Annotated in this window: 7 protein-coding genes and 2 tRNA genes; 2 read left to right on the forward strand and 7 right to left on the reverse strand. The window is 39.0% G+C overall.

Annotated elements, in window-relative coordinates:
- Positions 1–8: 8 nt before the first annotated feature.
- Together tupA and CYO89_RS10665 are read left to right on the forward strand one after the other, a co-directional pair.
- A complete protein-coding gene (gene tupA, locus CYO89_RS09235; protein ID WP_002941321.1) occupies positions 9–827 on the forward strand; it encodes a tungstate ABC transporter substrate-binding protein TupA in 819 nt (272 codons plus the stop codon).
- Positions 828–1087: 260 nt separating this feature from the next.
- Entirely contained in the window at positions 1088–3331 is a 2244-nt protein-coding gene (locus tag CYO89_RS10665; protein WP_234402906.1) for a molybdopterin oxidoreductase family protein, read from the forward strand.
- A 459-nt stretch (positions 3332–3790) separates the two neighbouring features.
- Here CYO89_RS10665 and CYO89_RS09250 read toward each other — a convergent pair.
- From CYO89_RS09250 to CYO89_RS09280, 7 genes are all read right to left on the reverse strand, one after another.
- A tRNA-Ser gene (locus CYO89_RS09250) sits at positions 3791–3881 on the reverse strand.
- Positions 3882–3911: 30 nt separating this feature from the next.
- Positions 3912–3987, reverse strand: a tRNA-Phe gene (locus CYO89_RS09255).
- 127 nt (positions 3988–4114) lie between these two features.
- Positions 4115–9430 carry a hypothetical protein gene (locus CYO89_RS09260; protein WP_103598048.1) on the reverse strand — a complete coding sequence of 1772 codons (5316 nt, stop codon included), beginning with the start codon at positions 9428–9430 and terminating at the stop codon, positions 4115–4117.
- Positions 9431–9535: 105 nt separating this feature from the next.
- Complete coding sequence (locus CYO89_RS09265) at positions 9536–11416, reverse strand: hypothetical protein (protein ID WP_103598049.1); 1881 nt, start codon at positions 11414–11416, stop codon at positions 9536–9538.
- Positions 11417–11617: 201 nt separating this feature from the next.
- Positions 11618–12271 (reverse strand): hypothetical protein, encoded by a 654-nt coding sequence (locus CYO89_RS09270; RefSeq protein WP_103598050.1) that lies wholly within the window; start codon positions 12269–12271, stop codon positions 11618–11620.
- Positions 12268–12807 (reverse strand): hypothetical protein, encoded by a 540-nt coding sequence (locus CYO89_RS10475; protein WP_219809428.1) that lies wholly within the window; start codon positions 12805–12807, stop codon positions 12268–12270. The genes CYO89_RS09270 and CYO89_RS10475 overlap by 4 nt, the downstream gene beginning before the upstream one ends.
- Before the next feature lie 12 nt (positions 12808–12819).
- The coding region (locus tag CYO89_RS09280; RefSeq protein ID WP_219809429.1) for a hypothetical protein at positions 12820–13655 on the reverse strand (836 nt) is incomplete at its 5' end.

The following is a 13655-nucleotide window of genomic DNA, read 5'->3' on the forward strand; positions in this document are numbered from 1 at the left end:
GGAGAAAAATGAAAAAGATTATTTTAGGCTCACTAGCAGCCGCAGTTTTGGCGTTTGGCGCTGACAATGAACTAATCATGGCGACTACAACAAGTACAGACAACACTGGCTTGCTTGATGCGATCTACCCAGCTTATAAAGCAAAAACAGGTGTTGATATAAAATGGACAGCTGTTGGCACAGGCGCAGCTCTAAAGCTTGGCGAAGACTGCAATGCTGACATACTTTTTGTTCACTCACCAAAAGTTGAGAAAGAATTTGTAGAAAAAGGCTTTGGTTTAAAAAGAAATGCCGTAATGTACAATGACTTCGTCGTTATCGCTGATAAATCAATCGCTGATAAATTTAAAGGTAAAGATATAAAACAAAGCTTTGAGCTCATCAAAAAAGATGGTATCAAATTCTTCTCACGTGGCGACAAATCAGGCACAGACAATAAAGAAAAAGGCATCTGGAAAAAGATCGCTGGCGAAGTCCCTGAAAAAGATAGCTGGTATATGCAAACAGGTCAAGGCATGCTAGCTACGATAAATGCTGCTGCTGAGCAAAAAGGTGTTACATTTACTGACCGCGGTACTTACATTAAATATGAAGCAAACCAAAAAGGTCATCCTGAGATGGTCATCATCAACGAAGGCGACAACGACCTTAAAAACTTCTACTCTCTAATCGCAGTAAATCCAAAACACTGCCCTAAAACTGACATCGAAAATGCAGAGAAATTTATAAAATGGGCGACAAGCGAAGAGGGTCAGAAATTTATAGGCGACTTCAAGCTTCTTGATAAGCCACTTTTCACCCCAGACGCAAATACACGCAAAAACTAATTCAAAGGGCGAGCAATCGCCCGTCTTTTTATAAATTCTCATATTTTTAAATTTATTTTTAATCACTTAAGCTAAAAAAACCAAATTCAAAATAAGACAAAAACAGCAAAAAGCTCCGTAAATTCAGCGTCAAAGAAATATGCAAATTTTGCATATTTACTTAAAAGAAAATTAAAAAAAAATATTAGTTTTAAAAATAATTTTATATTCTAAGGTATATAATAACCGAGTTATTAGAAATATTACTTGAAAGGAAATCTATGCAAAAGATTGTTCAAACAACCTGTCCGTATTGCGGAACTGGTTGCGGCATAGACCTTATCGTAGAAAACGGTAGGATAGTCGATGCAAAGCCGACTGAGAACCACCATGTAAATGATGGCGAGTTGTGCTTAAAAGGTATGTTTGGTTGGGAATTTGTAAATTCTCCAAAACGTTTAACTAAACCAATGATGAGAAAACTAAACGGAGAGTTTAACAAAGAGGGCAAACTTGAAGAGGTTAGCTTTGAAGAGGTTTATGAATTTTTAGGAAAGACTTTTAAAAATAGCGTAGAAAAATATGGTCCAAGCTCTATCATGGGCTTTAGTTCGGCTCGTTCAAACAACGAAGACAACTATGTATTTCAAAAATTCTTTCGTGCTTTAGGAAGTAACAACGTAGATCACTGCGCTCGTCTTTGACACGCTCCAACAGTGGCAGGTCTTGCCAGCACCCTTGGAAACGGAACGATGACAAATGATCTTGTTGAATTTGCGACTGATACAGATGTATTTTTACTAATAGGCACAAACACAAGTGAATGCCATCCGATCATCGCTATGCAGATGCAAAGAGGTTTAGAGCGTGGTGCAAAAATGATCGTTGTGGATCCAAAACGCACCGATATGGCTAAAAAAGCCGATATATTCTTGCAAATTCCAGTTGGCTCAAACATCAAAACACTAAACACAATGATGAACGTCATCATCTCTGAAAATTTACAAGATAGTGAATTTATCGAAAAATATGCAGAGGGTTTTGAGTATCTAAAAGAAGCCGTAAAAGACTTCACTCCTGAGAGATTTGAGCGTGAGACTGGCGTCAAAAAAGAGCTTATCACTGAGGCTGCTAGGATGTATGCAAAAGCTGGCAGTGCTGCCATTTGCTACACTATGGGTATCACTCAGTTTAGCGACGGCACATCAAATGTATTCTCGCTTTCAAATTTAGCGATCCTAACAGGAAATTTAGGTAAAAAAGGCGCTGGAGTAAATCCACTTCGTGGACAAAACAACGTTCAAGGCTCATGCGATATGGGTGCGCTACCTAACGTCATCCCAGCAGGTGCAGTAAATAGCGCTTACGCACAAGAGCAAGCTCGCAAAGTTTGGCACTTCGAGCTTAATCCAGTGCCTGGCTTTAAACTAACATACGCACCTGATAAGATGGATAGCGGCGAGCTAAAAGTGCTTTACGTTTATGGCGAAAACCCTGTTATGAGTGACCCTTGGACAGAGCACTTTGTGCATGCTACACACCACCTAGACTGCTTTATCGTGCAAGATCTATTCTTTACAGAGAGCGCTCAAAAGGCTGACGTTGTCTTACCTGCAGCTGGTTGGGGAGAGAAAGATGGAACATTTATCAACACATCTCGCCGTGTTCAAAGGACTAGAAAAGCAAGCGAACCAGTAGGTGGCGTAGAGCCTGACTGGAAAGTAGTTTGCAACATCGCAAAAGCTATGGGACTTGAGGGATTTGACTTCTTAAGCGCAGAAGAGGTTTGGGACGAGCTTAGAAAACTAATGCCTAAATTCTTTGGTGGTATCAGCTACTATAGGCTTGAAAAACTAGGTGGCATCAGCTGGCCATGCCCTGATGAAGATCACCCAGGCACACCTGATCTTTATACTGATCACAAATCAATGCTACCTGATGGTAAATTCCGCCTAGCTCCAGTGCTTTACGCTGACGATAAAGATAAGCGTGCGAGCATGGAGGCTGAATTTAAAGCCAAAATGCATATACCTGATGGCTATCCAGTAGGTTCAGGGGCGATGAGCGAAGTGCCAGATGAGGTATATCCTTGCTTATTTACAACAGGTAGAAAAGTGTATCACTACCACACAGGTACGATGACAAGAGAGTGCCCACCACTAGAGTATGGCGCTGGTATCGAAGGTCCGCTAATCGAAGTAAGCCCTGATATCGCAAGAGAAAGAGAACTAGAAGATGGCTGCTACGCAATGGTAGAGAATAAACGTGGTAGGATCGCAGCTAAACTTCGCGTAAATCCTGACCTTAGAGAAAGCACGATATTTACGACTTTCCACTATAGTGAGGCTGACGGTAACGAGCTTGCAAACGCACAAGATCACGACCCACTCTCAGGTATCACACCTCTTAAGATCACTATAGCTAACATAAAAAGGTTAAGCGAAGAGGAGTATATAGCATTTAGACAACAAAACGAGATGTCTATGCACTCTGAAAAACCTTATCTTTCACCTGTTAGATCATAATTTCAAGGGCGCAATGCCCTTGAATTTTTAGTTCAAATTTTCATAGCAAATCAACTTTTATTAACTAAAATTTTCTATTGTTTCTAGATGAAATTTCATAGTAAGAAAGGGCTATTTTTATAAAATTGCTATGAAGTGCTATCTCTATTTTTACATCTATCAAGGCTCTTAGACTTTTAGAGCTTGTATACGTCGGCTAAGAGCTTTGTTGGCTTTAACTCTTTTAAATTGTGTGATCACTAATTGGCGTGAGAGTATAGGTATTGTTTTTCTTTTAGCTGACTAAGGCAAATGTTTTGGCTACTTTTTGAGCTAGTCAGTCAAATAGTCAGCTAAAAAGTTATGATAATAATAGTTTGCTATTGTTTATAATTTTTTGAATAAAGTTTTAAAATAACGTTAAAACCGTGGCTCAATGTTTGCAAAAGTTGATAAAAATTTGTGATTGTTTATAAGTGGTGGCGGACAGAGAGGGATTTGAACCCTCGAGCCCCGATTAAGAGCTGCACCCTTAGCAGGGGTGTGGTTTCAGCCGCTCACCCATCTGTCCATGTTTATGAAAAATTTTATTAAAAAGAAATGGTGGTTAGAGGCAGAATCGAACTGCCGACACGCAGATTTTCAGTCTGCTGCTCTACCGACTGAGCTATCCAACCACCTTGATAAAAGAAATTGGATTATACATTTTAAATATTTAAACTAAGTTTAAAAATCTACAAGAAGCTTTTGTTTTTAAGAAATTTAAATATAAAACTATAAATTTTTAGCCCGACAGAGTTAAATTTAATGCACCAAATTTACTACACTTACATCTTTATCTATCTCGATAAAAAATGTTTGTGCGCCAGCTCCGCTACCATATACGCCTTTATAGACTTGATTTAGCGCATGTCCGCTAGCATCTACGTCTACTTGGTTGTGTGTATCGCCTAAAGCGCTATGTTTTAAATTTAGTGCTGCCACTTCGCTGTCTGTAGCTTGTGTAAAGATAGTGCCTTTGCCATCTAGTGCTACTTTGTCATTATTATCGCCTTTGATCTTTAGTACGGTATTTACACTTTTTAGACCACCATCTGTTACTTGTGCGTCTATGATATCAAGCACACTTTTAGCATCTAGCCCTATCGAGACTGCCTGCGTGCTGTTGCTACCAAGCTGTAAAGTTTCAAAGCTTTTTAGTTTATCATTTAGATCAACAACTTTGCTAAGATCGACATTTTCAGTAAAGATGAGCGTATCTATGCCACCTTTTGCGTCTATCTTGTTACCTTCGTAGGTAAATGTATTGTCTTGATCATCTCCTTCGTGAGTGATCTTGATATTTTTATCTATCTCAACAAAAAATGTCTTTGTGCTAGCTCCATCAGTGTATGTGCCCTTATAGACGTGATTTACTGGAGTGTCGTAGGAGTCGATGATCGGTTTGCCACTTGCATCTTTATACGTTTTCCATACATCTGGGTTATGCGTTGGATCTGGTTGAAATTCTCTTACACGTCCGTGACCATCAGTTTCTACTTTGTTATAACTACCTCCTATGGCTTTGCTGTGCTTCCAGTTTAGCAAAGTGACCTCTTCGTTTGTTGCTAATTCAAATTTGTTTGTGCCATCGTTTATTAGTTTTACGATATCGTTGCTATCCCCTAGTATTTTTAAAACTGTGTTTATGCTTTCAGTGCCAGATACGGTTGTTAGGGTTGAGTATTCGCCCTCTGTTATCTTTGTTGTTCTAGAGTCTATTATGTCAAGAACATTTTTTGTGTTAAATGATATTGAAACAGCTTGATTTTCTGTGCCTAGCTGCAGGCGTTCGAAGCTTTTTAGATTATCATTTAAATTACTCACCTTTTCTAGTTTTGTATCTTCAACAAATATCAGCTTATCAACGCCACCTTTTGCGTCTATATTCTTGCCATTGTAGATAAATACATCGTTTAGGTTGCTACCTTCAAGGCTATCATTATTGTGTTTTAAATGTATTACTTTATTGAAATCATCCGCATCATCACCAAAATATTTTGCTGGTTTGCTTATGTCTTTTTCTTGATTTAATAAACTTCTATATCCTTTTTTACCAGCTATAAGACCATCTTTTTCATCGCTAACATATCCTTTATCATGTAGAGCTTTTACGTAGCTATCACTAAAAAGGTGCGTGCCACTTCCTTGCGAGCCTATTATTTTATAGTAGCTAGCATTTTGTGACCTTTTTTTGATCATTATGTCTAAGAATGTATCTTCCGTCCTATCAACATAATCAACTTCTATCCTATAAAATCCTTTTTTTAGATTATAAACATGATCGCCTCCGTGAGGACCATTGTCCCCTGCGCCAAACCAATACGCCCACTTTCCAAAACTTTCATCTGCTATTTTTACATCTACCATATCTTGAAAGTGTTTAGCGGCTATATTGTATTGACCATCTTCTTTTATATATATCCAACCTTTCATTTTCATGATCAGATCAGTTCCTATGGGCTCTGCCTCTTCAAGGACGTAGTTTCCTGTCTTGTTTAGGTTGTAGTGTGTCCCAGTATGATCGGTATCGCTTGCTTCAGGAGAGTGTCCTACTTTTGCTATATCGTTTGTGTTTAGCTCATTTGCGTGCGGTCTTGTTGATTTTAGTTTCCAGTCTTTACCTCCTTGAAAAGAAAGCTCATTATAAGTAGTAGTAGCACTTACGCCAGTTCTTGCCCATTTGGTCCATGCTTCATAGTGATTTGCTACGTGATATCCATATCCTCCAGGTGAGGTATTGTCCGCTATTATGTGACCAGCCGGAGTCGTAGTCGTAACTGCTGGGTCATATGACCAAAATTCTGTATTAGTGCAGTCAAAAAACCACATATCAACATCAAGGCCTTTATTTGCTACCATAGTCACGGTTTGAACGGCTAAATTTCCCGCGTCATCTAGTCTTTCTACTATGTAGTTTTTGCTGCCAGTGTTTTGCGCTACGTTAAAGCTTCCAGAGTAGCTTAAATTTCTATCAAGTGTCAGTGTAGTCTTATCAGATGTCTCAGCGTCTATGACCTCTACATCTTTTGATTTTTCATCGTGTGGATTGTTTGCAGCTTCGCCTTTGCCGCTAAAATTTATAGCGTAGCTACCAGAGCTATTTTTTATATTATCAAAGTCAGATTCTATTAGCTTGTCAGGCTTTGAGTCAAGATCGACCGTGATAGTTAGGTTATCATCTCTTTGAGGCACGCCATCAGTTCCCACGTAGGTGGCGTCTATGATGTGGTGCGTTCTATCTAGCTTTTTGCCAGCTTTTTCAAAGTCTGCTATGACGGTGTTATTCTCGATCTTGGCTATAAAGCTATCACTTACATTTGCGTTTTCATCTTTTATCTCTATTAGCACATAGCCTTTGCCATCACTTGTGGTGTCAGGCTTATTTATACCAAATTTAATGTATGGCTGTTCGTCATTTGTAAGAGCGATGTTGTAGTTTATCTTTTGGGTCGAATTTGACTCATACTGACTTGTTGTAATAATATGCTCGTAGTCCTCTTCGTTTAGGTATTTTGCAGAGTGGATATCAGCATTATCTATCTTTGTAACAAGTTTTACATCGTCTATGTAGTCCAGCACACCAAAGGCAAATAGCCTACCACTTGAAGTGCCTGATATTGCACTTCCATCATCTTTTATAAGGGTCGCATCGACTAAGGTCGGGCGCTTGCTACTTACCGTCACGTCTGCTATGGTGATAGCGCCGTCACTTATCACCTTGATATCGCTTGGATCTTTTTTGTTTATCATATGCACGCCATCATCGTCTAGGATGTAGCTCACGGTTGATTGTTTGTTAGTAAGTGGGTTTAGGATGCTTATCTTTAGCTCGTCTTTTGGCACTGCGCTACTTGGGAGATAGACCTTTACATCAGAGGTCGTTATGGCTCCAGTGGTGTCATCTATGAGCCCATCTCCATCAGCGTCTTTGACAAATTTAGCCACTGGGCTGTCGCTAAATTTTATCTCATTTGTATCGCTTTCGCCTTTGTTGCCAGCCTTGTCCATCATGGTCGTCGTTATGCTTGTGGTTTTGCCATGCTCTATTGGCACTGTGATCTTAAATTTACCATCATTTAGTGGCACTTCATTGTGATCAGGGGCGATTATCTTGCCATTAGTGTATGTGTAAATTTTGTGCGTTTTGCTGCCGTCTGGGTTGGTGACATCGATGGCTATCTTATCGCCTTCTTTTATCACGCTTGGGATTTTTATAGAGGCCTCAGTTTTTGTTGGGTCGCCGTCATTGTATCTATTTTCTGAGGTATCTATCTTGCCATCTGGTGTTCTATTACTAGAGCCCAAGTCACTATCAAAGCTTATCTTAGCTGATTTTACAGGTGGAGCTACTACGACGCTTGGGGTGGTTTGGCTACTTGAGCCATTTGGTTTTGGCGTGCCATGCTCGTCATTAACCGTCGTGCTTATAGCTACACTTGAGCCAGGTGCTACTGGCACGCTTACGCCTGGCACTTCAAATTTAGCATTAACTATTGGCACTACTATGCTTGGGTTATTTTTATCATAGACGCTTTTGCCATCGTCGCTTACTACAAATTCTTTTGGCGAGCCACCTATGTTGATAGTGACGCTCTCTTTTGGCTTTATAGTGCGAGGTAAATTTATCTCAACCTTTGAAGTGCCATCACCTATCTCGTCGCTACTTATTAGCCCATCGCCATTTTTATCAGCTGTTAGCGTCACTTTGACGGTGTCGCTTACGCTGCTGCTTGGCGTAGTGCTTGTGGCTGAGACGTTGCCAAATTTATCAACTACGCCAGTTTCTATGCTGCTTCCTGCTGTCATATTTGCGATATTTGGCACACTAAAGCTAACTGTGCCATTTTCATCGGTTGTAAATGTATAGGTGTTGCCGTCCTCGTCAGTAGCCGTGCCATTTTCTTTATCTAGCGTAAATTTCTTCTCAACTGGTGGTTTGCCTGGTTCATTTAGCTTAAACGTGATCTTATCTCCAGTGCTAAGCTCGTCAGGCACTATAAATTTCATACCGCTAGTTTGCGTGCCGCTGCCATATCCTAGCTCGGTCGCATCTATCACGCCGTCGCCATTTTTATCAAGATCAAGCGTGGCTGTCACTTTTGAGATAGCCGGCGTGTCGTTTAGCTCATAAGCAGTTGGCGGCGCGGTAAATGTCTTGCCACCAGTGGTGTATGAGCTTGTCACGGTTGTTTTGCCATGGTTTAAAATTTCAACCTCAGTGATCTCTGCCTTGCCATTTACGATAGGTATAGGAGGTGCTCCAGTAGGCGTGCCAGTGCTATCAACTGGGATTAACTCGTTTGTAGCAGTATTTATTTTGTAGTTGCTAGTTTTGCCACCACCTTTCATATTTGTCTTTATTGTGATGATGTCGCCATTTTTGGCAACGTCTGGGATATGGGCGTCTATGCTTGTGATGATTTTCTTGCCATCAGGAGTTTTTGGTAGCGAGTTTAGCTGAGCTCCTCCTAAAAAGCCCTTTTTCTCGCCAGTGTCGCTTGTGAGGTTGAAATTTAGCACGATGTTTGGCTCTGGCGGTGTAAAATTTAGGTTTTCGGCGCCAAACCCAGCGTAAGAGACCCCGCCGATCTTAGCCTCGCCAACTGGCCATTTGACCTCGTCATGCCTCGCTTCAAGAGCGCGCAAACCAGTGTAGAAGTCGTAGATGTTTGAGTAGTGGCCACCTAGTTCAAATTTGATGCCACTACTGCTTGCTGAGGCGAAGTTATGTGGTGATGAGCCGTGAGAAGATAGCTCTTGATGGGAGATTTGATCATCGTCATTTGCGTGTTCTTTGTGATTTTCAAGGATGTTTGCATTTTTTGGGATGACTAGCTCGCCTTTATGCTCAGCAAAGACATTTATTGTGTGAAATACCGAGCTAAAGCCGACATAAGCCTTTTCGCCGTCATCAAAAACAATGGTAAGGTTCGAGTTTTCGCTCGTTTTTATATCATCACCAAGGTAAATTTCATCGCCTTTGTGCAGCACCCTCATAGTGCCGTCCCTGCTTATGGCGATGGCTTCACCCTTGATCTTTTTGATAACGCCGATCCTTATGGCGTCAAAATTTGGCATTTTTTCATCCCTGTAAAATGTGTGTAATGTAATATCGGAAAATCTCTTAAAATTTATATAGTTTTGTGGCTTTTTGGGGTGAGGTCTTTAGCTCTTGTAAATTTACTACATCACCTCTACATGCACGTTTTTATCTATCTCGACAAAAAATGTCTGTCCAGCGTTGTTTTCACCTTTATAGACTTGATTGACCGCGTCGCCACTTGGCTCTACTGTGAGCTTGTTATAATCAGCTCCGATTACGCTATTTTTTGCATTTAGCGCGGCTACTTCGCCGCTTGTGGCCTTTACGAAATTTCCAACTAGCTGCACCACATCGTCACTATCGCCTGAAATTTTAAGGATAGTATTTAGGCTCTCTAAGCCATCGGGCCCTTTGGTAGGGTTGGAGTCTATCATATCGCTTATGTTTTGCCCATTTAGCTTTAGCTTCACAGCTTTTGTGCTGTCAAGCTCGATGCGCTCAAAGCTCTCAAGGCGCTTATCTAGCTCACTTATCTTTGTTAGATCCACGTTTTGGGTAAAAACTAGCGTGTCTATGCCACCTTTTGCGTCGATATCGTGTGAGTTAAAGATGAATTTGTCATCAAGGTTACTACCAACGTCTTTTGTGCCTTTAAATTCTAGATCAAATGGCTTATCAAAATCGCTTGCATTATCGCCAAATCTCACGCCATTTGTTTCTTTTGCCTTATAAAATGTATCGCTCTCTTTTGTCACAAGATGATTGTGCTCAAGAGCCTCCATGTAGGCGTTGCTGACTAGTTTTATATTAGGGTCATTTGAAATAATTTTATTGGGGCTGATGCCAGAGAATGCTACAAAAATATAACTATACCTCTCATCAGATACTTCTATATGTACTTTATAAAAGCCGTAGTCTTCTGTTAAATTTAGGCTACTTGTGCTTTCGCTTTGTATGGCATTACCTTCATCTCTGCCGCCATTTTTACTTGCCGATGCAAATGGCTGCCATGAAATTTCTCTACCATCAAATTCAAACTTAATACTTTGCCTTTCAGGCTTTGCATCATAATAAAAATTGTTAATATCACTACGATTTTTTATAAATATCCAGCCATCCATGCTGACCATTACTCCATCTGCTGTTATCTTGGAATCATATAGTTTATAGTGTCCGTTTAAATTGTGTGGCTTGAAGGGGCTGGTCATATTTTCGCTTAGTCTATCATTGGCATAGTCTGCATTTGAAGCTCTGCCTATCTTAGCGAGCTCCATAGCTGTCGGAGTACGGTCGCGTAATCTGCTAGCTTTAGCTGAATCTGATGCGTCGAAATATCCAGGATCAGCCTGTTGCCCACTATAGTAATATAGGTCATTAAAAGTACTTGTCGCACTTACGTGATGGCTTGCACTCCACTCTTTTAGTATGCTTTTGCTATTATGCTCTATATCATAATAATCAAGCCCTCGTCCATCATTTCTAGCTGAGTCATAAAGCCAGATATCTGCGTCCAGTCCTCTGTTTGTGACGCTTAACACATTTATGGTATCTATAAATGGCTCTTCTTTTGGTTCTGCAGCGCCGCCGCTTTTTTCTACCAGCGTGCTAGAAGCGCCTGAGGCGCTTTTTAGCTGGGCTAACTGGGTACTACTTACGTTTGGCTCTAAAGATCTGTGTTGGTTGTAAATTTGATGGATATTTGCGCTATGTCCGCTTGTGACAAAACTAGCCGCGCTTAGAGATATGCCCTCGCTCGCACCAAAGCCGTTAGAGTGATCGCTTTGCTCATCAGCTTCTTTTGCTGAAATTTTTAAAATTTCATCTAAATTTATGCTTTGATGAGCGCTTAAATTTACCTGCTCGCCATCTTCTAAAGTGATCTTGGCATCTAAATTTTTAGTAAAAATTTTCTCACCAGCGTAAATCTCATCGCCATCTTTTAGCATTTTTATGCTTCCATCTTGGCTTATGACGTAAATTTCACCCTGAATGTCTTTTATAATCAGCTTTTTATCTTTCATATCTTTCCTCGTTGTATTCTAAGCCATATCGGACAAATTTATAAAACATATATAGCTAAGCATTATTTTTTGGGGGATTGTAGCAAGATGAGCCAGATATTATCATTGTTTTATGTCAAAGTAATATCTTTAAATTTATCATTGTTTGGTGAGTATTTGGACTATTTGTGGTTATTTTGGTTTTTATAAAACTATATAAAATCACGGATACTCAAAACCAAATTCGTACTCTTTTAAAACGCCGTTTATAGGTATATTAAATGTAGCAGTATATGAGTTTTTGATATCTGACTCTTTATTTTTAACTAAAGATGTACTCTCATATATACTCTTATCACCGCAGTGGTGAAGATATACCTTATCTATATCACTAGCTTCACCTTTTTCGTTTTCAATGATGAGATTATCTAGTGTTAGAGCTAGGCTTGAGCTAGATGTTGATGTAGGTACTACATTGTTACCAAGAGCTAGACGAAGCTTCATATCAAACATAGCTGAGTCTTTATCATCTCTAAGGGTAAAGTTATTCTCCTTAGCGAAATTTAGAAGGTTGAAATTTAGATATTCGTCTTTAGATGAGGGGAGGTGGAAGTGGCTCATCTTTACAACACCATCTTCTAGCTTGTACTCTATCTCATCGCTACTTTGTCTTATACTAGTAAAGCAAGCACCCTTTGTCTTGTTTTTATCATCTTTGCCATCATCGTTTTCTTTATAGAGGATCACACTATCTGACTTGGTCTTTGCATTTTTAAATTTGATATCTCTATCAGACGAAGCGCCTTTGCTCTCTTTTTCGTAAGAGTCAAATTTAAAGTCAGTGAGTATTAGCTCGCATAAATTGTGTTTTATCACGGATACTCAAAGCCAAATTCGTATTCTTTTAAAATTCCACCAGAAAAGACAAATTTTTCATAGTAAAGTGGCATGTCGAATTCTTGCAAAAGTTTGCTTTCATTTTGTTCAGTGGTATAGGTAACAGTAGTTGTGTCATTTTCCTCTAGTATGTCGTTTGGCTTGCCAAGTTTTTTTAAAATTTGCTCTTGTTTGTCGCCAAGTTTGATACCAGAATTTGTAGTAAATTCTTTGAGTTTGCTGAAATTTATATAGTCTTTAGTCAAATTTTTATCATAAAATTTGACGTTTATCCTTTGAATTTCGCCGTTACCTCCACAGCAAAAATCAAGCGTCATGATCTGCGTTTTTTCTAAATTTATAAAGCTTGCCTTTTCGCCATCTAAAAAATATTTGACATTTTTTAGAGCTAAATTTTTATTAGATAAAATTTTGCCTACATTTATTTTGTCTATGCTTGTTGTGCGAGGTAAATTTTCGCTAGCTATTAAATTTAGAAAGCCTAAAAGTATATATAATATTAAAAAGCGTTTCACTGTGTTATTCCTTTACTGTAATTTTTTTGGTGGTTTAGAATTGTTTGGATTGTTTTCTATATTGATAGTAGCCTGAATATTCCTTTTTTGTTTTAGTAAATTTTTTAGAGTTTTCTCAAATTCCAAAAGTTCTTCTTGGGTACCAGTAACTCCAATACAACCAAGAGTACCTTTATTATTACCATCAGGGTGGATTCTTAGAAGTGATCTTTCGGTTTCAAATTGTGGATTTAGATTGAAGCTGAAGCCTACTCCAAGAATATTCATGCCAGGATTATAATCTTTGTCTTTTCTTCTGTTTCTATATGTGTCAACCGTGTACTCTCCATTTTGTGGAGCACCACTTCCAAAGCCACCAGCAACCATATTAATAGACAGAATAGTATCTTCATTTTCCCTTAAAAGTAAAAGTCCATTGCCCATTTTACTGGTTTCCATTGTTCTTTCAATTAATATATTATATGTTTTATTATTTAAATCAACCCCAACCCCTCTATCCCCATCCACCCACATACCTTTATCTACTCTTGTTATGCTCTTTGACTCATTAAAAGAGTTTATAAAGCTATTCATATTATCTTTGCTTAGCAGGTTGATACCATACTTGGTATCTTGGTTTATCTTTGTTTGACCTGTTTGGTTTGTGTTGCTTGGGTTTTGATTGTTTGCGGAATTTGCTTCATCTATGTAAATTTGATATCTCTTATTTGTCTTTTCATCGCTCTTTAGCTCTTTAGTAAGTTTGTCATCTTCATAGATATTTATATCCTGTGCTGACATATCTTTACTTATATATAAGTAGCCACTTTTATTTACTAAGGCATCATCATGATTTAGACTAGCTTTAA

The organism is Campylobacter concisus (assembly GCF_002913765.1).
GTDB classification, from domain to species: Bacteria; Campylobacterota; Campylobacteria; order Campylobacterales; family Campylobacteraceae; genus Campylobacter_A; species Campylobacter_A concisus_BB.